Genomic DNA, 18,961 nt, shown 5'->3' with positions numbered 1-18,961 from the left:
CCGATGCTGAAGGCCATCAGGCATCTCGGCCGGCTCCTTGTCTGGGGCCGGCGCATGGCCCGCCACGGTGCGCTGCGGCCCTTCGAAGACGCGCGGCTGCCCTTTGCCATCCGCCTTGTCGCCCGCATCGCCCGATTTGGCAGCGGCGCACCCACAACGGCGGATTTTGCCGGCGGGCTGGCGGCCGTGGGCCCCGCCGCCATCAAGCTGGGCCAGGCACTTGCCACCCGCCCCGATCTGATCGGGCTGGAGGCGGCCGCCGATCTCGCCCGTCTGCAAGACAATCTGCCGCCCGTGCCGTTCAGCGCCATGGAAGCCCAGATCAACGCCGCATGCGGCGGCCGCTGGCAGGACAAGTTCCAAAGCATCGAGCCGGTCGCCGTCGGCGCGGCCTCGATTGCACAGGTGCACCGCGCCGTCACCAGCGACGGCCGCGCGGTTGCGCTCAAGCTGCTGCGCCCCGGCATCGAAGCCGATGTCGCGTCGGCGCTGAAAACCTATGAATGGGCCGCCGGGCACCTCGAATCGCTGGGCGGCGAATTCGCCCGGCTGCGCCCGCGCGCCATCATCGCCACCTTCAAAGGCTGGATCGACGCCGAACTCGATCTGCGCCGTGAAGCCGCCAATTGTTCGGAAGTGGGCGAGATCCTCGCCGGCGAAGTCGATTTCGTCGTGCCCGCAGTCGATTGGCAGCGTTCGACGCGCAAGATGCTGGTCATAGACTGGATCGATGGTGTCAAAGTGTCGGATCGGGCCGCCATGGCCGCGCTCGACATCGATCGGGCGCATCTGGCGCGGGTGCTGGTGCATGGCTTCCTGGCCCAGGCCATCGCCAAGGGCTTTTTCCACGCCGATCTGCACCAGGGCAATTTGTTCATCATTCCGCCAAGCGAGGCTTGCGACCATGCCCGCATCGGCGTGATCGATTTCGGCATCGTCGGCCGCATCAACCGCCGCGCCCGGCTGTATCTCGCCGAAATCCTGCACGGCCTCGTCACGGGCAACTATGCCCGCGTCGCCGAAATTCATTTCGAAGCCGGCTATGTGCCGCCGCACCACAATCCGGCGGCCTTTGCCACCGCCCTGCGCGCCGTGGGCGAACCAATCCGCGGCCGCCAGGCCAAGGACATCGCCATCACCGGGCTGCTCGAAGGCCTGTTCTCCATCACCCGCAGCTTCGAAATGCCGGTACAGCCGCACCTGCTGCTGCTGCAAAAGACCATGGTGATGGTCGAAGGCGTCGCACTGACCATCGATCCGCAGGTCAATATGTGGGAAGTCGCCGAACCCTATGTGCGGGATTGGGTGCGCGACGAGATGGGCCCCGAGGCGCTGATCGCCGATACATTGGTGCTCAACCTGCGCGCGCTGAACCAGTTGCCGCGCCTCTTCCGGCAATGGGTCGCCGCCAACCCCATGCCCGGCGCCGCGCCGCCACAGGCGCCGCTGCCGCCACTGCCGGCGCGAACGCCGGGGTGGAGCACGGGCTGGCTGCTGCTGGCGGCGGGCGTTGGTGCGGCGGCGGTTGTGCTGCTTGCCTGACCGGCCGGCTCGGCGTATGTCGCCGGCCATGAAAGCGACCGTCACCGTCACCCTGAAAAATGGCGTGCTCGATCCCCAGGGCCGGGCCATCGAATCGGCCCTGAAGGGGCTGGGCTTTGACGGCGTGGGCGATGTTCGCGCCGGCAAGATCATCGAGCTGGAGCTGGCCGACGGCACCAGTCGCGAGACGGTGGAGGCCATGGCCAGGCAGTTGCTGGCCAACACGGTGATCGAGAATTTCCGGATCGACATGCCGTGAAGGCCGCCGTCATCGTCTTCCCCGGCTCCAATTGTGACCGCGATCTGGCCGACGCCATCGCCAAGGTGACCGGCCGTGCGCCCGCCATGATCTGGCACCGGGAAACCACCCTGCCCGATGGCCTCGATTTCATCGGCATCCCCGGCGGTTTTTCCTATGGTGATTATCTGCGCTCCGGCGCCATGGCGGCGCGCTCGCCGGTGATGAAGGCCGTCGTCGCCGCTGCCGGCCAGGGCCGCGCCGTGCTGGGGATCTGCAACGGCTTCCAGGTGCTCACCGAAACCGGCCTGCTGCCCGGCGCGCTGATGCGCAATGCCGGGCTGAATTTCCTTTGCCGCGATGTGCGGCTTACGATCGAAAACAGCCAGTCGATCTTCACCAGCCACTATGCCGCCGGGGACGAGATCGTGCTGCCGATCGCCCATCATGATGGCAATTATGTCGCCGACACCGCCACGCTCGACCGCCTCGAAGCCGAAGGCCGCGTCGCCCTGCGCTACGCCGAGCCGGTCAACGGCTCGGCCCGCAACATCGCCGGCATCCTGAACGATGCTGGCAATGTGCTCGGCATGATGCCCCACCCCGAACGCGTCATCGAAGCCGAACAAGGCGGCACCGACGGCCGCCGCCTGTTCGAAGCCGCCCTGATGGCGCTGGCATAATCACCTCTCCCCCTGGGGGAGAGGTCGACTCGCGCGAAGCGCGGCGGGTGAGGGGTAGGAAGCAAAAGGGGCCTCCGGCGGGCAGGGGTGACCCCTGCACCCATTAATTGGAACAGACCAAACTCTGTTCCCCAATTGACGGTGTACGTTCTTTACCCACTGTTGTTTACCTTAAGATTTCTCTGCGAAATCATACAGTTGTTTTCAGTTTTTAGTATTGGGGAACGCCGGCGCATTTGCATTGTGGTTGACAGAGATCTAAAGTGGCATCATATTTCGTTGGATTCGGGAGTATGTTATGAAAAGAAAATCACACTTGATGGCCGCATTGTCTTTCGCAGCTTTCTCGGGCCTTCAATGCCCAGCTCAAGCTGTTACTCTACAGCTCTCTTCTTCAGCAATTCTCTATCCGCGTCAACTTGGTCAGCCTGCATCTCCAGTAAATCCTCTTTCAATTTCGTTCGATATTTCTTTTGACGAAAATTTGAATTACTCTCCCACCTCAACTGGACTCATTGTAAACAGTTTAAATATTCAAACTGGATATCCCATAAAATTTTCATACGGTATAGTGAACTATATAACGAACGATGAAGGTAATCAAGTTGCAGGTCTAGGCTTATTGAATGTTGGCAATGTCGATATACAGCAGTTCGGTTTATCCAATTCTTTTCAATTTAGCTACTATACGGATCGCGGCGTGCCGTTTCAACTTTTTATAGCTACTTTTGGCACTGTTGCGAATTCCCAGTATCCTTCTGGCTACCTGTACTCGTCAGAGAATCTTGGCCTTCCCACCGTTGGGGTACCGGAACCCTCAACTTGGATGCTTATGATTTTAGGCTTTGGGCTGACGGGTGTGCAGATACGGCGTGAGAATCTGCCGCGGATGCTACGCAAATACTCCCTTTAAGCGTATCACGCTCTACAGTATTGTGGAGGTTGTTATTCGTAACGCGAATATTCGTCGTTCGGGTAGCATGAATTTAAAGCGCAGGTTGCAGAACCCAATTGTTGGGCGTTCTGCTGTTCATCAAAATACGGTTCTTGAAGCATAAGGATCATTTACCCGTCACCCTGGCGAACGCCGGGGCCCATCGCCCCCGCTTTGACCATGACGGCTTGTTGGGGCGATGGGTCCCGGCTTGCGCCGGGATGACGAACATTGGATGTTCGCGGCAACTCCTGCCGGCAGAGGCCTCCATGCATACCCGCAGACAAATGCTCGCCCTCACCGCGGCCGTCGCGATCGCCCCGCGCGCTGCCGCGCAAACGCCGCCTGATCAACTGGTCCTGCTCGGCACCGGCGGCGGGCCGACGCCAAAGGCGCTGCGCGCGGCACCGGCGATGGCGCTGATGATCGGCGGACAGTTGCATGTGATCGATGCCGGCAATGGCGTCGCGCGCCAAGCGGCGCTGGCCGGGCTGCCGCTGAAAAATCTCGCCCATGTGTGGATCACGCATCTGCACAGCGATCATGTCGCCGACGCCTTCACCATGCCCTGGCTGGCGTGGAGCGGGGCCTTGACGACGCCGGTGACGGTGCATGGCCCCAAGGGCATGCAGCAGATGGCGCGCGATTGGCTGCGCTTTGCCCGTGTCGATATCGAAACCCGCATCGCCGATGAAGGCCGGCCCGATCTGCGCAAGTTGATCAGCGTTGCCGAGGTGGCGCCCAAAGGCAACGACAGGAAAATCATGTTGCTGGATGCGGGCGGCCTGAAGGTGACGGCGGCGCGGGTGGAGCATCCGCCGCTGTTCGACAGCTTTGCCTATCGCTTCGACTGGGCCGGCAAATCCGTGGTGTGGTCTGGCGATACGCGGCCGTGCCAGGCGCTGATCGATCTGGCGCGCGGCGCGGACATCCTCGTGCAGGAGGTGCTGTATCTGCCGGCGATGGAACGGCTGATCGCCACCGAATCGAATGCCCCCAGTTTGCGCGCCCACCTGCTCGCCAGCCACACACCGGTGGAGCAGGCCGGCGAACTGGCCGCGGCGGCCGGCGTCAAGCGCCTCGTGCTCAGCCATTTCGTGCCCGGCGGCGACGCCAGCGTGCGTGATGAAGACTGGGCGAACGCGGCCAGGCGGGCCTTTTCCGGCGAGGTGATCGTGGGGCGCGATCTGCTGCGGGTGGCGCTGTAGGCCGGCCAGCGTCTGTCCTACACCGCCGGATGCTGCCATCATGGCGCTGCCCGGTGATGGTGTGTGGGCGAGGTTTTTTGGTCAAGCCAGCAAATTCAACGCTGAAACCCGCCGGATTCGGCAAATCGGTCAAAACTGCCGACCGGAAACCGGCCGCTCTTTCAAAATCGAATATGGTCAGGCGCGGTCAAACCCGCGTCTTGAACGGCGTGAAATCCGTGCCGGTATCGAACACATCGAGGCCCTCGACCGCCTTGAACCACGCCACCACGCGATAAGTGACCGGGGTGAGCAAAATCTCCCACACCACTTTCAGCACATAGTTGGTCAGCAGCACCTGGATGACCAGCGATGTCTCCCAGATGCCGGCGAAGGCCAGCGGGTAGAACAGCAGCGAATCGACACCCTGGCCGACCACTGTTGACCCGATGGTGCGTGTCCACAGCATCTTGCCCTTGGTGAGCAACTTCAGCCGGGCCAGCACGAAGGCATTGGCCATTTCGCCGGCCCAGAAGGCGATGATCGAAGCGATGAAGATGCGCGGCACCTGGCCGAACACTTCGGCGAGCGCACCCTGGCCCTTCCAGGTCGGATCGGGCGGCAATTCCACCACGACGAAGCTCATGGTGGCGGCAAAGATCGAGGCGGCAAAGCCTACCCACACCACGCGGCGGGCGCGGGCAAATCCATAAACTTCGGTGAGCACATCGCCGAGCACGTAACTCAGCGGAAAGAACAATATGCCCGCCCCGAAGGTGACCGTGCCCCAGACCGGCAGATCGAGCTGCGCCGGTTTGCCGGCGCCGATCAGGTTGGAGCAGATCAGGATCACGGCAAAGGCCGCCATCGCCAGATCATAGTAACGCAATTGCCGCCCCGAAATGGCATCGGCCGATACGGCGCGCACACCGGCGGGTTCTTCGGCCTGCGCCAGCAAGGCGCGATCATCGGGGCTGGTCGTCATGGCCCTGCACCATACAGGCTGGCGCGGCGGGGAAAACTACGCATGTGACGCAGGCACGATGTTCTAATTATGTTCTGCTTGTGTTATGCGAAGCCATGGGTGAGTCGCTCCCTCTCCGCTGGCTCTATCTCGATCTCAACAGCTATTTCGCCAGCGTTGAGCAGCAGTTGAATCCGGCGTTGCGCGGGCGCCCGGTGGTGGTGGCGCCGGTGATGACCGACAGCACCAGCGCCATTGCCGCCAGTTACGAAGCCAAGGCCTATGGCATCCGCACCGGCACCAAGATCTGGGAAGCCAAGGCCAAGTGCCGCGACGTGGTGATCGTGCCGGGCCGGCATGATGAATATGTGCGCTATCACCACAAGATCATCGCGGAGGTGAACCGGCATGTGCCGGTGACCAACGTCTGCTCCATCGACGAGGTGGCCTGCCGCCTGATGGACAATGAAAACAGCCCGGACGCCGTGCGATCCCTCGCCGCGCGGATCAAGGCCGGGCTGGCCGCCAATGTCGGGGCGTGCCTCACGGCGTCCATTGGCGTTGCCTCCAACCGGCTGCTGGCCAAGATGGCGGCCGACATGAAGAAGCCCGACGGGCTGACCATCCTGAGCGAGGATGTGCGCGCCGCCCGCCTGTCGGCGCTGCCACTGTCCGACATTCCCGGCGTGGGGCGCGCCATGGAAAAGCGCCTCGCCGCTGCCGGGCTGGTGACGATGGCGCAATTGCTGGCGATGACACCCGCCCAGGCCCGGCAAGCCTGGGGCAATGTGTGGGGGGAACGGCTGCACCTGTTGCTGCATGGGCACGAAGTCGCCGATGTCGTGCACGACCAGAAAAGCATCGGCCACAGCCATGTGCTGGGGCCGGAGAAACGGCCGCTCCCCGTGGCGCGATTGGTGGCGCGGCGGCTGGTGATGAAGGCCGGCACCCGCCTGCGCCGCGCCGAACTGCGCACCAGCTGGATCGGCCTGTATGTGAAGGGGGAGACGCGCGGGACGAAATGGAAGGCCGGCCGCAAGCTGCCCCAGGTGATGGACAGCCTCAGCCTGGTCGAGGCGATGGACGGTCTGTGGGCGCAGATGGAACGCGAATTTCCCCATCATCGCCTGTTGCAGGTGGGGGTGGTGCTGGCCGATCTGTCCCCGGCGGCGGCGGCGCAGGCCGATCTGTTCGATGCCGGCGCCTTGCTGTGCGCCCGCACCGACGAACGCCGGCTGGCGCTGTCCCGCGCCATGGACAAGGTCAACACCCGCTTCGGCCGCGATGCGGTCACCCTTGGCCACGACAACCGCGGCGTCACACGATCGCGCGGGCCGGCCATCGCCTTCACGCGGATTCCGGACATCGCCGAATTTCATGAATAATTAACTTGATTTATGATTAACAACTTTTAAGGTAACGATCGTCAATACTAAAGGAGCGTGCGGCAGATGATGAAGCATATTCGGCTACTGGCTGGCGTGACAGCGGTGGCGACGGTGGCACCGGCGCAGGCGGCGGTGATTCTGGACCAGTTCATGCCGATTGTATCAAATCAAGTAAATTTTGGGGCAGTCTCGGGCGTGTCCGACGAATGCACGGCGAACTGCTTCGTTCCGGATGGCTGGCTCCTTGATGATTTCACGCTGAGCGGCACGAGGGTTCTGACCAGCGTTTCGGCGCTGATCTTCAGGCAAGGCGCCCCAAATCTGGACGGCATCGATTCATGGCAGGTCGGCTTTTTCACATCGCCATCGGCAGCGCTGACCAGCAATGTCGGCGATGCCGGCCACGCATCGGTGGCCGCCGGCAATTATCTGACCGTGGCTGGCTTCGGCTCACCCTATTTCAATCAAGGCGTCCTTGGCGAAGTGACCCTGCCGATCAATGTCACTCTGGGGCCGGGCAGCTATTGGCTGGGGGTCAGAGCCCGGAACAGCGATCCTTCCAGCCCGGTCTCTGTTGTGAACAACTTGGGTTTGGTGGGCCAATCCGGCAGTTCCGTGGCCATCCAGGCCGGCTTTCAATTCAACGTGGGTGGTAACGCCTTTTACCGATTGTCTGGCACGGCCGTGCCGGAGCCGGCCAGCTGGGCGATGCTGATTGCCGGGTTCGGCCTGGTGGGCGCGGCGGCGCGGCGGCGGCGGATCAGTGGAGTTTCAGCTTCGGCCTGACCACCTGGTTGACGTGGCCGACCAGCATCAGGAACAGGCCCTTGAACCAGCCGTGGATGGCGACCAGGTGCATGCGGTAGAGTGAGGTATAGACGAACCGCGCCAGCCGGCCCTCGATCGCCATCTTGCCGCCGACCAGATTGCCCATCAGGCTGCCCACGGTGGAATAGCGGGCAAGGCTGACCAGCGAGCCTTTGTCTTGATAGACAAAGGCCTTCAGCGTCCGGCCCGCCACCAGTGCCTTGATGTTGTGGAACACCGTCTGCGCCATCTGGTGGGCGGCCTGGGCGCGCGGCGGGATCGGGCGGGCGGCACCCGGCGGCGTGTAGCTGCAGCAATCGCCGATGGCGAAGATGCAGTCATCGCGCGTCGTCTGCATCGTGTCCTTCACCAGCAACTGGTTGTTGCGCGTCGTTTCCAGCCCGCCGATCTCGTGCAGGAACGCCGCGCCCTTCACCCCGGCCGCCCACACGCGGATATCGGCGGGGATGATGGTGCCATCCTTGATGTGGATGGCATCCGGCGTGGCGGCGACGACCTGGGTGCCGGACAGCACCTTCACCCCCAGATTCTCCAGCTCGCTGTGCGCCGCCGCCGCCAGCTTTTCCGGCAACAGCGGCAGGATGCGCGGGCCGGCCTCCAGCAGCGACACCTGCAAGCGATTGCGATCGAACACCTCCAGGCCATAAAAGCCCAGCGCATCGGCCGCCGAATAAAGCTCCGCCGCCAGTTCGACCCCGGTGGCGCCGCCGCCGACGATGACGACCTTCACCGACGCATCGCACGCCGGATCGGCCACCATCATCCGCGACACGCGCAGGCACTGGTTGAGCAATTTGCGGCGGAAGCGATCGGCATCGGGCCGGCTTTCCAGCGCCAGGCAATGATCCTTGACGCCGGGGATGCCGAAATCGTTCGACACGCTGCCGACGGCGAGCACCAGATAATCATAACGGATGCGGTGGCGGCCGATGACTTCGCTGCCATCGTCATCCTTGATCGGCGCGATGATGATCTGCTTCGCTTCGCGGTCGATGGCTTCCAGCGCGCCATCGAAATAGCGGTAGCCCCAGCGATAGGCGTGGCCGCGATAGCCGACCTCATCGAGATTGGCATCGAGGCTGCCAGCGGCGACCTCGTGCAGCAGCGGCTTCCAGATGTGGGTGGGGTTGCGATCGACCAGGATGATATCGAAATCGGCGCGTGGGAAATGCGCGCCGAGCTTGGTCACCAACTCAAGCCCGCCAGCGCCGCCGCCAACGACAACGATCTGCGTTTTCTTTCCGTCTGCCCGTGTGCGCGGCATGGCTGCCCTTCATTGCTGCTGCACCGCGTCTTAGCGGCCACAAGCGCAGAGCGGAAGGTGCGGATGGCGCAGACAGGCATTGGACACGACCACGGTCGCTCGATAGCTTGCGGCAATGACCGTTGCACAAAGCCAGACGCATGATGAAATCGTTGCAACCGGCCGTTGCTTGTGTGGCGCAGTGCGCTTTCACCTGCGGGGCGCCTTACCACCGGTTGGATTTTGCCACTGTTCGCAATGCCGTCGCGTTTCAGGCACGGGGTCCAATGCAGTGGTCAACATCCGCCGGGAGCGTTTTGTTTGGGAGGCTGGTGAGGTGGAGCTTAGGCGCTTTGCCACCGTTACTGGCTGGAGCAACGTGTTTTGCGGCCAATGCGGGTGCCCGATGCCGCAACCCACAAGCGATGGCAAACGCATGTTCGTGCCCGCCGGTGCATTGGACGGCGATCCGCCGCTGACCATATCGGGCCATATCTTCACGGACTCCAAACCGGCATGGGTAACCATCTGCGATGACGCGCCCCAGTTTGCCGGGAAGCCTGCCGATTAAGCGTTCGTCATGGAAATCATGCCATGCCGGCATGACAAATCGGCGGGCGGCCGCTATGCGCCGGCCATGAGCATGATCACCGCCGAAATCGTCGCCGCCCATGGGTTCACGCCGGACGAATATGACCGCGTGCTGGCCGCCATGGGCCGGGAGCCCAATCTGCTGGAGCTCGGCATCTTCTCGGTGATGTGGTCCGAACATTGCAGCTACAAATCCAGCCGCATCCACCTCGCCAAGCTGCCGACGAAAGCCCCGTGGGTGATCTGCGGGCCGGGCGAGAATGCCGGCGTGATCGACATCGGCGACGGCGACGCGGCCATCTTCAAGATGGAAAGCCACAACCACCCGAGCTTCATCGAGCCGTACCAGGGCGCCGCCACCGGCGTCGGCGGTATCCTGCGCGATGTGTTCACCATGGGCGCGCGGCCGGTGGCCAATCTGAACGCCTTGCGCTTTGGCGCCATCGATGCGCCGCGGATGCGCCACCTGGTGAAGGGCGTCGTCGCCGGCATCGGCGGTTATGGCAATTGCGTGGGCGTGCCGACCGTGGGCGGCGAGACAATTTTTCACCCCAGTTACAACGGCAACATCATCGTCAACGCCATGACCGTGGGTGTCGCCAAGGCCGACAAGATTTTTTACAGCGCCGCCGCCGGGGTCGGCAATCCGGTGGTCTATGTCGGCAGCAAGACCGGACGCGACGGCATCCACGGCGCCACCATGGCATCGGCCGAATTCGACGAATCCTCCGAAGAAAAACGCCCGACCGTGCAAGTGGGCGACCCGTTCACCGAGAAATTGCTGATCGAGGCCTGCCTGGAACTGATGGCGTCGGATGCAATCGTGGCCATTCAGGACATGGGTGCCGCCGGCCTGACCAGTTCGTCGGTGGAAATGGCCAGCAAGGGCGGGGTGGGCATCCGCCTCGATCTTGATCGCGTGCCTTGCCGCGAAACCGGCATGACGCCCTATGAAATGATGCTGTCCGAGTCCCAGGAACGCATGCTGATGGTGTTGAAACCCGGCCGCGAGGATTTCGCCGCCGCGATCTTTCACAAATGGGAACTGGATTTCGCGGTGATCGGCGAAGTGGTGGACGCAAAAGCGGGGGGCGGCGATCTGACCATGACCTTCCATGGCGAAGTGGTCGGCCGCATCCCGCTGGATCCGCTGGCCGATGCCGCGCCGAAGTATGACCGCCCGCATGTGCCGACGCCGAAGCGCGAGCCGCTGGCTGATGTGCCCGAAAGCGCCGACATCGCGGCCGATCTGCTGACATTGATGGGTAGCGCCGATCTCTGCTCGCGCCGCTGGATCTGGGAGCAATATGACAGCCAGGTCGGCGCCGACACGCTGCAGCGCCCCGGCGGCGATGCCGCGGTGGTGCGCGTGCACGGCACCAAGAAGGCGCTGGCCATCACCACCGATTGCACGCCGCGCTATTGCTTTGCCGACCCGGTCGAGGGCGGCAAGCAGGCCGTGGCCGAAAGCTGGCGTAACCTGATTGCCGTGGGCGCCAAACCGATGGCGATCACCAATTGCCTGAACTTCGCCTCCCCGCAGAATCCGGTGATCATGGGGCAATTGGTCGGCTGCATCGAGGGCATGGCCGAAGCCTGCCGGGCGCTGGATTACCCGGTCGTGTCGGGGAATGTGAGCCTTTACAACGAGAGCCGCGCGACCGGCGGCGGCAATGCGATCATGCCGACCCCGGCGATCGGCGGGGTGGGGCTGCTCAGCGATTATGCCGGGCAGATGACGATGGGCTTCAAGGCCGCGGGCGAGGCGATCTGGCTGGTCGGCCCCACCGGCGGCCATCTGGGCCAATCCCTGTGGCTGCGCGAAATCCATGGCCGCGAAGAGGGCCCGGCGCCGCCGGTTGACCTCGCTGTCGAACGCGCTGCCGGCGATCAGGTCGCAGCGCTGATCGCAGCCGGCACGGTGACGGCGGTGCATGACTTGGCAGACGGCGGCCTTGCCGTGGCGCTGGCCGAAATGGCCTTGGCCAGCGGGCTGGGCGCCATCGTGGAGTTGACGCTGGCAGCAGCCACGGCCTTTGGCGAAGACCAGGCGCGCTATCTCGTCACTGCGCCGGCCGGTGTGGCGATTGCGGGCGCAGCGCGCATCGGCACCGTGGGCGGCGACGCACTTGTGCTCAACGGTTCGGCCGCGCCGCTGGCCGCGCTGCGCGGCGTGCACGAAGCGGCGCTGCCGGCAATGATGGCGGGCTGATTTCCCTCCCCCGTTGGAGCCGCCTCTTGCATCGCAGCGCAGCGGGGCCAGATTCAGCCCCATGAGCACACTCGCCCTTGCCGCCCCCAACGCCGCCGCTGCAAGGCTCCGAGTCGCGCGGCTGGAACAATTGCTCGAAGGCTTGATCCGCCTGCCGGTCATCGGCCGCCGCATCGGGCTGGACGTGCTGGTTGGCCTGATCCCCGGCATCGGCGATCTCGCCGCCGGTGCGCTCGGCCTCTATCTGATCTGGGAAGCCCGCAATCTCGGCGCGTCGAATGCCACGCTGCTGCGCATGCTGGCCAATGTTGGTATCGATACGGCATTGGGCAGCGTGCCCGTGGTTGGCGACGTGTTCGATGTGGTTTTCCGGTCAAACACCCGCAACTTCAAGCTGATCAAGCGCTTGCTCTGAGAGCTCGTCCTTGGGAAGTCGCCTTACCGACGCCCGGGGAAGCGCAGCAGCAGGGTGGCGGCCAGCGCCAGCAGCAGGATCGCCGAGGCTTCGAAGATGATGGCCTGAGGGGCCATTTCCTTACCCTGGAGGACGATCAGCCGGGCCAGCGCGGTGATGGCGATGAAAATCGGATAAACGACCGGGGCCGATTTGCCGATGTAGAAGGCGGCGATCATGCCGATCACTTCGGTATAAAGGAACATCAGCAGGATATCGGCAAGATTGACCGACTGCACCTGCCAGACGCGGAACAACTCGATGGCGACCGCGCCCAGCGTCAAAATGGCGATAAGGAACAGCAGGGCACGCTCGATGAAGCCGAAGGTCTGCAAGGCGCGAGTGCGCTCTTGCGCGGTCAGGCTTTCGGTGTGGGGCTCTGGCATGGTGGTATCATAACCCGGTGCGTTGGCAGCGCCTAACCGAAATCCAGCCCGATATCGGCGGCCGGCGCACTCTGGGTGATGCGCCCTACGCTGATGAAGGTCACGCCGGTCTCGGCAATCGCCCGGATCGTGTCCAGCCGCACGCCGCCTGAAGCTTCGGTCGGCACCCTGCCCGCTACGAGCGCGACCGCGGCCCGCAACGTCGGCACGTCCATATTGTCGAGCAGCAGCCGATCGGCGCCGGCATGCAGCGCCGGCTCGATCTGGTCGATGCGGTCCACCTCCACCACCACCCAGTGCAGGCCCGCGGCCTTGGCGGCGCGCACGGCCGACTCGACGCCGCCAGCCACCGCGATATGATTGTCCTTGATCATCACGCCATCATCCAGTCGCAGCCGGTGATTGGTGGCGCCGCCCATCCGCGTCGCATATTTCTCCAGCGCACGCAGGCCGGGCAGCGTCTTGCGCGTGTCGAGCAGCACCGTGCCAGTGCCGGCAATCGCCTCGACATAGGTGCGGGTGACGGTGGCGATGCCGGTCAGATGCTGCACCGTGTTGAGCGCCGAGCGTTCGGCGGCCAGCAGCGCGCGGGCATTACCCGAAATCCGCAGCAGCGCTGTGCCCGCCGGCACCGCCTTACCATCTGTCACCAGCCGCTCCAGCCGGCATTCGGGATCGAGCGCCCGGAAAAAAGCTTCCGCCAGCGCGATGCCGGCCAGCACCACGTCATCGCGGCTGGCCATCACCGCATCCAGCCGCGCATCAGCCGGAATCACCGCGTTCGACGTGATATCACCGCCAGTGCCAAGATCTTCGGCAAGGGTGGCGGCCACAAAGCCGGCAAGATCGAATTCAGCGATCATGGACAGCGAGTCTCAGCGGCATCACCGATCGACTGGCCGCGCTGGCGCAGGGCAGAGCCGCCGGCAGCATCAACGCCGTAGCGGGCGAGCAACGCCGCATAGGCTGGACCCTGATCGGGATCGGGCAGCCGGGTCAGCATGATCATGTGGAGGACATAGCGCCCGCCAGCATCCGCGGACAACGCCGCCGCCACACAGGCGCAATGCGCGGCGCTGCGCGCCTGGCGGCAGGCCGCGACAAAGTGCGAAGCTGGATCAGCACCAACAGCAGCGGGCGCGGCAGCCATTGCGAGGAGCAGTGACAGCATCAATCGCCCCTGATGGGAACAGCCGAAACTGCAGCGGACATTGCCAGCATCCGGTCAAGCGACAGCTTGGCGCGCACGCGCACGTCTTCCGGCACGTCGATCTGCGGGGTCAGATCACGCAGGCTCAGATAGAGTTTGTCCAGCGTGTTCAGCGCCATGAACGGGCACATGTTGCAGCCGCAGTTACCGTCGGCACCGGGGGCGCCGATGAACTGCTTGTGCGGCGCCGCCTTCTGCATCTGGTGGATGATGTTGGGCTCGGTGGCCACGATCACCGTGGGCTCGGGCGAGTTCAGCGCATAGTTCAAGATGCCGCTGGTCGCGCCGACATAATGCGCCAGCTCCAGGATCGGCGCCGGGCATTCCGGGTGGGCCAGCACCGGCGCCGCGGGGTGCAGCGCCTTCAACTTGAGCAATTCCGTCACCGAAAACCGCTCGTGCACGATGCAGGTGCCATCCCACAGCAGCATGTCGCGACCGGTCTTGCGGTTCAGCCAGGCGCCGAGATGCTTGTCGGGCGCGAACAGGATTTTCTGATCCGCCGGCAACTGGTTGATGATCTTTTCCGCCGAGGAACTGGTGACGATGATATCGCTTTCGGCTTTTACCGCCGCCGAGCAATTGATGTAGGTCAGGCTGAGATGATCGGGGTGAGCGCGGCGGAAGCGGGCGAAATCGTCGGGCGGGCACGAATCCTCAAGGGAGCAGCCAGCCTTCAGATCGGGCAGGATCACTGTCTTTTGCGGCGACAAGATCTTGGCGACTTCCGCCATGAACTTCACGCCGCAAAAGGCGATCACATCGGCCTCGGTGGCCGCAGCCTTGCGCGACAGATCGAGGCTGTCGCCGACGAAATCGGCAATGTCCTGAATTTCGGGGGCCTGGTAATAATGCGCCAGGATCACGGCGTTGCGTGTCCGCTTGAGGCGCAGGATCTCGGCCTTCACATCCAGCACTGGGCCCCCACCTTTTCCGTCGGCTCCCAGCAAATTCAAACGGGCATCCATCACGCGTCTCCTGTGCGGGACCAATTTTCGCCGCTGCGGGTCACCTGCCCGCGTGTTTCCAGATCGATCAGGTGCGCCAGCACGCTGCGCCCCGCCGCCGGGTGCAGCCGCTTGTCCACCATGGCATACATGGCGGCGACCATCTGCGGGATGGTCACCAGCCCTTCGCCGATCGCCCGCAAAATCTGCGTCTCGCGCTGGCGGCGGTGGGCGAGCAGATGCTTCACGAAACGCTGCGGTTCAGTCACCGGTTCGCCGTGCGTCGGGTGATAGATCGCGTCGTCGCGGCCGATCAGTTTCTGCAGGCTCGCCATATAATCGGCCATATCGCCATCGGGCGGGGCGACCACCGTGGTGCTCCAGCCCATGACATGATCACCGGTGAACAGAGCCTTTTCCTGCTCCAGCGCAAAGCACAGGTGATTGCTGGTGTGGCCCGGCGTTGCCACGGCGGTCAGGGTCCAGCCGGGGCCTGAGACGCTGTCGCCATCGCCCATCACTTGGTCAGGCGCATAGCTGGCATCGAACCCGGCATCGGCGCGCGGGCCGTCATCGCTGAGCACCAGCGGCGCACAGCCGACGATCAGCGCACCCGTGGCGGCCTTCAGCGCTGGCGCGGCCGGGGAATGATCCATATGCGTGTGGGTGATGACGATGTGCGACACCGTCTCGCCCGCCAGCCCATCCAGCAAGGCCGCGACATGCGCCGGATCGGCCGGGCCGGGATCGATCACGGCCACCGTGCCGCCGGGCTGCCCAACCACGAACGTGCCGGTGCCGGTGAAGGTGAACGGCGACGGGTTCTTGGCCAGCAGCCGGCGCACCAGCGACGATCGCGGCACCAGCAAGCCATAGGCAGCGCTGTCGGGGTGGGCGGCAAGATCCATACCCATCATGTGGCAGCGGCGGGCGGCAATTGGAAGAGGCCGCAACAGCCCGGCTTGATGCCGCAGCCTGCTTGCCGCATGCCTGCACGCACGAAAGGATTGGGCCATGCAGAGTTTTGATGTGGTGATCGCGGGCGGCGGCCATGGCGGCGCAGCACAGGCGGCGCAATTGCGCCAGCGCGGCTTTGCCGGCAGCATCGCCATGCTTACGGCCGAACCGGAGCTGCCCTATGAGCGGCCGCCCTTGTCCAAGGAGTATCTGGCCGGCGAAAAAAGCTTTGATCGCATGTTGCTGCGCCCGCCGGCCTTCTGGGCCGAACGCCATGTCAACATCATGACCAGCACACGCGTCACGGCGGTCAATCCGGCGGCGCAGCTGCTTACGACCAGCGCCGGTCCGATCCACTATGGCAATCTGATCTGGGCCGCGGGCGGCGATGCGCGGCGTTTGACCTGCGCCGGCCATGATCTGGCCGGCATCCATGCCATCCGCACCCGCGCCGATGTGGATGCGCTGAAGGACGAGTTGCAGGCCGGCCCACGCCATGTGCTGGTCATCGGCGGCGGCTATATCGGTCTCGAATCGGCGGCCGTGCTGACCAAGCTTGGTCACCACGTCACCCTTTTTGAAGCGCTCGACCGGGTGCTGGCGCGCGTCGCCGGGCCGGAATTGTCCCATTTCTATGAAGCCGAGCACCGCGCCCATGGTGTGGTGATTGAAACCGGTACCAGCGTCACTGAAATCACCGGCAGTAACGGGCGCGCCACCGGTGTCACGCTTGGCGATGGCCGCCATGTTGCGGGCGATCTGATCATCGTCGGGATCGGCATCGTGCCGGCCGTTCAGCCGCTGATCGCGGCCGGCGCGCGCGTTTCCAACGGTGTGTGGGTGGACGATCATTGCCGCACCAGCCTGCCCGGCATCTTCGCCATCGGCGATTGCGCGCTGCATGCCAATGCATTCGCCGGCGGCGCCGAAATCCGCCTCGAATCGGTACAGAACGCCGCCGACATGGCCGCCACCGTCGCTCGCGCCCTCACCGGCGATGCCGCCCCCTATCATGCCGTGCCGTGGTTCTGGTCCAATCAATATGATCTGCGGCTGCAAACCATGGGCCTCAGCCTGGGCTTTGACGCCACCGTGCTGCGCGGCGACCCCGCCACCCGCAGCTTTTCGCTGATCTATCTGAAACAGGGCCGCGTCATCGCGCTCGACTGCGTGAATGCCGCGCGCGACTATGTGCAAGGCAAGGCATTGGTCGAACAGGGGGTGGTCGTGCCGGCTGATGCGCTGGCGGATACGACAACACCGCTGAAAAGCTGGCATCCTTGAGCCCGCAGGTCGATATCGTGGCCGCGGGTGTCGAGGCGCAACCGGCCATCGAAAATCTGATGCAGCTGTATATACACGACATGTCGGAGCTGTTTGCCGGCACGCCGCGCTGTGAAATCGAAACGGATGGGCGGTTTCGCAGTTCCACCGACCTGGACAAATGGTGGCAGGATGTGGATCACATCGCCTTGCTGGTGCGTGTCGATGGCCGATTGGCGGGCTTTATCCTGCTGAATGCAGTCGCGCACAGTGGAACGCTGGCTGATCACAACGTGGCAGAATTCTTCATTGTGCGAAAACATCGCCGGTCCGGGGTGGGCATTGCGGCAGCCCACGCGATGTTCAGCCGCTATCCGGGCAAATGGGAAGTCGCCGTGATGCGCGCCAACGTCGGTGCCTTGGCGTTCTGGTCACGCTGCATCGCCGCCCACCCCGCCGCCAGCGCGATCACCCGTGAAGATTGCAAGGATGAGCGCTGGAACGGGACCCTGTTTGGCTTCAAGATTGTTGCGGACTGATCGTTCCATGCGCCGCAGCCTGGGCCATGACGTCGCCGTACTGCGCGGCGGCCCGGCCACCCGCAGCTTTTCCCTCATTCGTCTGAAACAGGGCCGCGTCGTCGCGCTGGACTGCATGAATGCCGCGCGCGATTATGGACAGGGCAAGGCGCCGGTCGAACATGGGGTGGTCGTGCCGGCTGATGCGTTGGCCGATGTGACGGTGCCATTGAAAAACTGGTATCCGGCATGAGGGAGAGCGGGCAGATGGCGATTTCACGGCGGGGTGCATTGGGGCTGGTGGGGGCAGCAGCGGCCGCAGCGCCGACAAGCGGCATCACGATCAGGCCCATGCTTGCTGATCCCGCAGGTTTTGCGCCGGCACCGGGGATTGCCCATCTGAAATACAATGAAAACCCAATGGGTCCACCGCCATCGGCATTGCAGGCCATGGCCGATCTGGCGCGCAGCAGCTGGTATTATGCCGATGATGCGGAGCCGCGGCTGGCGGCGATGATTGCGGCGCGGTTTGGCGTGACGCCATTGCAGGTGGTGCTCGGCCATGGCAGTTCGGAGGTCATCACGTCGGCGATGCTGGCCTGGGGAAAACGCGGCACCATCCTCATACCGGCGCTGCAATTCGATGAGCCGCTGATCTTTCCCAAGGCCCAGGGGCTGAATTTTCGCCGGGTTGCCATGGCGCCCGATCTGGGCATTGATCTTGCGGCCCTGGCCCGCGCCGCGGCCGCGCCCGACGTGGCGATGGTCTATCTGTGCAATCCCAACAACCCGACCGGCATGGTGTTGCCGGCGGCCGAGCTTGCAGCCTTCGCGCGCAGCCTGCCGCCGCGCGTCACATTGCTGGTCGATGAAGCCTATATGGAGCTTGCCGATGATCCGGCCGGCACCAGCATGCTGCCGCTGGTGCGAACGGCCGCAAACATCATCATCAGCCGCACCTTTTCAAAACTGTTCGGCATGGCAGGGCTGCGCATCGGCTATGCCATTGCGACAGCCGAAGCCGCGACTGTCCTGAAACAACATCGGCTGACCATCAGCCTGAATGCGCCAGGGCTTGCCGCCGCCATAGCGGCCTGGACCGACACGGATTTCCAGCAGCGGAGCCGCACGCAGATCATCGCGGCGCGGAAGCTTTTGCAGGACGCCGTGATGCGCGCTGGCACGGTTGCCCTGCCCAGCCAGACCAATTTCCTGTTTGTGAAAGTGGCCGATGCAAATCGCTTCGCCACCGCCATGGCGCAGCGCGGGATATTGGTGCGCGGCGCGTGGGAACCGGATTGGCCGACCTGGTCACGCGTGTCGACCGGGCGGCTGGCCGATGTCGAACGCTATGCCAAGGCGCTACCAGAGCTGGTGAACTTCTAACGCTGGCGCAATGATCCTCCCCAAGCTGGC

Annotated in this window: 21 protein-coding genes; 14 read left to right on the top strand and 7 right to left on the bottom strand. The window is 64.0% G+C overall.

The genetic code is table 11. The features are described from left to right. Positions 1–3: 3 nt before the first annotated feature. From AC6UUM_RS04540 to AC6UUM_RS04520, 5 genes are all read left to right on the top strand, one after another. Positions 4–1,542: an AarF/UbiB family protein gene (locus AC6UUM_RS04540; RefSeq protein ID WP_500804152.1), complete on the top strand. Its 1,539-nt coding sequence runs from the start codon at positions 4–6 to the stop codon at positions 1,540–1,542. 28 nt (positions 1,543–1,570) lie between these two features. Further along, positions 1,571–1,801, top strand: a complete 231-nt coding sequence (gene purS / locus AC6UUM_RS04535; protein ID WP_353200743.1) for a phosphoribosylformylglycinamidine synthase subunit PurS — start codon at positions 1,571–1,573, stop codon at positions 1,799–1,801. Continuing rightward, on the top strand, positions 1,798–2,463 hold the full coding sequence (gene purQ / locus AC6UUM_RS04530) for a phosphoribosylformylglycinamidine synthase subunit PurQ (protein WP_500804150.1): 666 nt from the start codon (positions 1,798–1,800) through the stop codon (positions 2,461–2,463). The genes purS and purQ overlap by 4 nt, the downstream gene beginning before the upstream one ends. A 319-nt stretch (positions 2,464–2,782) precedes the next feature. Beyond that, a complete protein-coding gene (locus AC6UUM_RS04525; RefSeq protein ID WP_500804149.1) occupies positions 2,783–3,376 on the top strand; it encodes a PEPxxWA-CTERM sorting domain-containing protein in 594 nt (197 codons plus the stop codon). A gap of 308 nt (positions 3,377–3,684) precedes the next feature. Further along, positions 3,685–4,605, top strand: coding sequence for an MBL fold metallo-hydrolase (locus tag AC6UUM_RS04520; RefSeq protein ID WP_500804148.1), 921 nt, complete (start codon positions 3,685–3,687; stop codon positions 4,603–4,605). A gap of 187 nt (positions 4,606–4,792) precedes the next feature. On the opposite strand, the gene AC6UUM_RS04515 is transcribed toward AC6UUM_RS04520, so the two are convergent. Further along, positions 4,793–5,569, bottom strand: coding sequence for a queuosine precursor transporter (locus tag AC6UUM_RS04515; RefSeq protein ID WP_500804147.1), 777 nt, complete (start codon positions 5,567–5,569; stop codon positions 4,793–4,795). A 95-nt stretch (positions 5,570–5,664) separates the two neighbouring features. Here AC6UUM_RS04515 and AC6UUM_RS04510 point away from each other — a divergent pair, with 95 nt between their 5' ends. Next, entirely contained in the window at positions 5,665–6,933 is a 1,269-nt protein-coding gene (locus AC6UUM_RS04510; RefSeq protein WP_500804146.1) for a DNA polymerase Y family protein, read from the top strand. Positions 6,934–6,999: 66 nt separating this feature from the next. Beyond that, entirely contained in the window at positions 7,000–7,722 is a 723-nt protein-coding gene (locus AC6UUM_RS04505) for a PEPxxWA-CTERM sorting domain-containing protein (protein ID WP_500804145.1), read from the top strand. Here the strand turns inward: AC6UUM_RS04505 and AC6UUM_RS04500 are convergent. Continuing rightward, the gene (locus tag AC6UUM_RS04500; RefSeq protein WP_500804144.1) at positions 7,697–9,028 is read right to left on the bottom strand and encodes an NAD(P)/FAD-dependent oxidoreductase; all 1,332 of its coding nucleotides are present in this window, start codon (positions 9,026–9,028) and stop codon (positions 7,697–7,699) included. The genes AC6UUM_RS04505 and AC6UUM_RS04500 overlap by 26 nt on opposite strands. 115 nt (positions 9,029–9,143) lie before the next feature. Here AC6UUM_RS04500 and AC6UUM_RS04495 point away from each other — a divergent pair, with 115 nt between their 5' ends. The 3 genes from AC6UUM_RS04495 to AC6UUM_RS04485 all read left to right on the top strand — a co-directional run bounded on the left by AC6UUM_RS04495 (position 9,144) and on the right by AC6UUM_RS04485 (position 12,225). Next, complete coding sequence (locus AC6UUM_RS04495) at positions 9,144–9,578, top strand: GFA family protein (RefSeq protein WP_500804143.1); 435 nt, start codon at positions 9,144–9,146, stop codon at positions 9,576–9,578. Positions 9,579–9,644: 66 nt separating this feature from the next. Continuing rightward, entirely contained in the window at positions 9,645–11,810 is a 2,166-nt protein-coding gene (purL, locus tag AC6UUM_RS04490; RefSeq protein WP_500804142.1) for a phosphoribosylformylglycinamidine synthase subunit PurL, read from the top strand. A 61-nt stretch (positions 11,811–11,871) separates the two neighbouring features. Then, positions 11,872–12,225: a DUF4112 domain-containing protein gene (locus tag AC6UUM_RS04485; RefSeq protein WP_500804141.1), complete on the top strand. Its 354-nt coding sequence runs from the start codon at positions 11,872–11,874 to the stop codon at positions 12,223–12,225. A 23-nt stretch (positions 12,226–12,248) separates the two neighbouring features. On the opposite strand, the gene AC6UUM_RS04480 is transcribed toward AC6UUM_RS04485, so the two are convergent. Genes AC6UUM_RS04480 through AC6UUM_RS04460 form a run of 5 tightly spaced genes read right to left on the bottom strand, consistent with a single transcriptional unit; the run spans position 12,249 to position 15,721 of the window. After that, entirely contained in the window at positions 12,249–12,650 is a 402-nt protein-coding gene (locus AC6UUM_RS04480; RefSeq protein ID WP_500804140.1) for a phosphate-starvation-inducible PsiE family protein, read from the bottom strand. A gap of 32 nt (positions 12,651–12,682) precedes the next feature. Then, positions 12,683–13,513 (bottom strand): carboxylating nicotinate-nucleotide diphosphorylase, encoded by an 831-nt coding sequence (gene nadC, locus AC6UUM_RS04475; RefSeq protein ID WP_500804139.1) that lies wholly within the window; start codon positions 13,511–13,513, stop codon positions 12,683–12,685. Next, the gene (locus AC6UUM_RS04470; RefSeq protein WP_500804138.1) at positions 13,510–13,821 is read right to left on the bottom strand and encodes a hypothetical protein; all 312 of its coding nucleotides are present in this window, start codon (positions 13,819–13,821) and stop codon (positions 13,510–13,512) included. Before AC6UUM_RS04470 ends, nadC begins: the two co-directional genes overlap by 4 nt. After that, complete coding sequence (gene nadA / locus AC6UUM_RS04465) at positions 13,821–14,828, bottom strand: quinolinate synthase NadA (RefSeq protein ID WP_500804137.1); 1,008 nt, start codon at positions 14,826–14,828, stop codon at positions 13,821–13,823. Before nadA ends, AC6UUM_RS04470 begins: the two co-directional genes overlap by 1 nt. Next, complete coding sequence (locus AC6UUM_RS04460) at positions 14,828–15,721, bottom strand: MBL fold metallo-hydrolase (RefSeq protein ID WP_500804909.1); 894 nt, start codon at positions 15,719–15,721, stop codon at positions 14,828–14,830. The genes nadA and AC6UUM_RS04460 overlap by 1 nt, the downstream gene beginning before the upstream one ends. A 100-nt stretch (positions 15,722–15,821) precedes the next feature. On the opposite strand from AC6UUM_RS04460, the gene AC6UUM_RS04455 reads away from it, so the two are divergent. Genes AC6UUM_RS04455 through AC6UUM_RS04440 form a run of 4 tightly spaced genes read left to right on the top strand, consistent with a single transcriptional unit; the run spans position 15,822 to position 18,931 of the window. Further along, positions 15,822–17,048: an NAD(P)/FAD-dependent oxidoreductase gene (locus AC6UUM_RS04455; protein WP_500804136.1), complete on the top strand. Its 1,227-nt coding sequence runs from the start codon at positions 15,822–15,824 to the stop codon at positions 17,046–17,048. Further along, positions 17,045–17,566: a GNAT family N-acetyltransferase gene (locus AC6UUM_RS04450; protein WP_500804135.1), complete on the top strand. Its 522-nt coding sequence runs from the start codon at positions 17,045–17,047 to the stop codon at positions 17,564–17,566. Before AC6UUM_RS04455 ends, AC6UUM_RS04450 begins: the two co-directional genes overlap by 4 nt. Positions 17,567–17,573: 7 nt before the next feature. After that, positions 17,574–17,798 carry an oxidoreductase C-terminal domain-containing protein gene (locus AC6UUM_RS04445; protein WP_500804134.1) on the top strand — a complete coding sequence of 75 codons (225 nt, stop codon included), beginning with the start codon at positions 17,574–17,576 and terminating at the stop codon, positions 17,796–17,798. After that, the gene (locus AC6UUM_RS04440) at positions 17,795–18,931 is read left to right on the top strand and encodes a pyridoxal phosphate-dependent aminotransferase (protein WP_500804133.1); all 1,137 of its coding nucleotides are present in this window, start codon (positions 17,795–17,797) and stop codon (positions 18,929–18,931) included. The genes AC6UUM_RS04445 and AC6UUM_RS04440 overlap by 4 nt, the downstream gene beginning before the upstream one ends. Positions 18,932–18,961 lie beyond the last annotated feature (30 nt).

It is taken from the genome of Sandarakinorhabdus sp. (assembly GCF_987265915.1).
This window is presented reverse-complemented; position numbering and strand designations above follow the sequence as displayed.

Bases quoted from the DNA above. Each gene is read 5' to 3' on its own strand.
- AC6UUM_RS04540 (WP_500804152.1), top strand. From the start codon at position 4: ATGCTGAAGGCCATCAGGCATCTCGGCCGGCTCCTTGTCTGGGGCCGG.
- purS (WP_353200743.1), top strand. From the start codon at position 1,571: ATGAAAGCGACCGTCACCGTCACCCTGAAAAATGGCGTGCTCGATCCC.
- AC6UUM_RS04525 (WP_500804149.1), top strand. From the start codon at position 2,783: ATGGCCGCATTGTCTTTCGCAGCTTTCTCGGGCCTTCAATGCCCAGCT.
- AC6UUM_RS04520 (WP_500804148.1), top strand. From the start codon at position 3,685: ATGCTCGCCCTCACCGCGGCCGTCGCGATCGCCCCGCGCGCTGCCGCG.
- AC6UUM_RS04515 (WP_500804147.1), bottom strand. From the start codon at position 5,569: ATGACGACCAGCCCCGATGATCGCGCCTTGCTGGCGCAGGCCGAAGAA.
- AC6UUM_RS04510 (WP_500804146.1), top strand. From the start codon at position 5,665: ATGGGTGAGTCGCTCCCTCTCCGCTGGCTCTATCTCGATCTCAACAGC.
- AC6UUM_RS04505 (WP_500804145.1), top strand. From the start codon at position 7,000: ATGATGAAGCATATTCGGCTACTGGCTGGCGTGACAGCGGTGGCGACG.
- AC6UUM_RS04500 (WP_500804144.1), bottom strand. From the start codon at position 9,028: ATGCCGCGCACACGGGCAGACGGAAAGAAAACGCAGATCGTTGTCGTT.
- AC6UUM_RS04495 (WP_500804143.1), top strand. From the start codon at position 9,144: ATGACCGTTGCACAAAGCCAGACGCATGATGAAATCGTTGCAACCGGC.
- purL (WP_500804142.1), top strand. From the start codon at position 9,645: ATGAGCATGATCACCGCCGAAATCGTCGCCGCCCATGGGTTCACGCCG.
- AC6UUM_RS04485 (WP_500804141.1), top strand. From the start codon at position 11,872: ATGAGCACACTCGCCCTTGCCGCCCCCAACGCCGCCGCTGCAAGGCTC.
- AC6UUM_RS04480 (WP_500804140.1), bottom strand. From the start codon at position 12,650: ATGCCAGAGCCCCACACCGAAAGCCTGACCGCGCAAGAGCGCACTCGC.
- nadC (WP_500804139.1), bottom strand. From the start codon at position 13,513: ATGATCGCTGAATTCGATCTTGCCGGCTTTGTGGCCGCCACCCTTGCC.
- AC6UUM_RS04470 (WP_500804138.1), bottom strand. From the start codon at position 13,821: ATGCTGTCACTGCTCCTCGCAATGGCTGCCGCGCCCGCTGCTGTTGGT.
- nadA (WP_500804137.1), bottom strand. From the start codon at position 14,828: ATGGATGCCCGTTTGAATTTGCTGGGAGCCGACGGAAAAGGTGGGGGC.
- AC6UUM_RS04460 (WP_500804909.1), bottom strand. From the start codon at position 15,721: ATGGGTATGGATCTTGCCGCCCACCCCGACAGCGCTGCCTATGGCTTG.
- AC6UUM_RS04455 (WP_500804136.1), top strand. From the start codon at position 15,822: ATGCAGAGTTTTGATGTGGTGATCGCGGGCGGCGGCCATGGCGGCGCA.
- AC6UUM_RS04445 (WP_500804134.1), top strand. From the start codon at position 17,574: ATGCGCCGCAGCCTGGGCCATGACGTCGCCGTACTGCGCGGCGGCCCG.
- AC6UUM_RS04440 (WP_500804133.1), top strand. From the start codon at position 17,795: ATGAGGGAGAGCGGGCAGATGGCGATTTCACGGCGGGGTGCATTGGGG.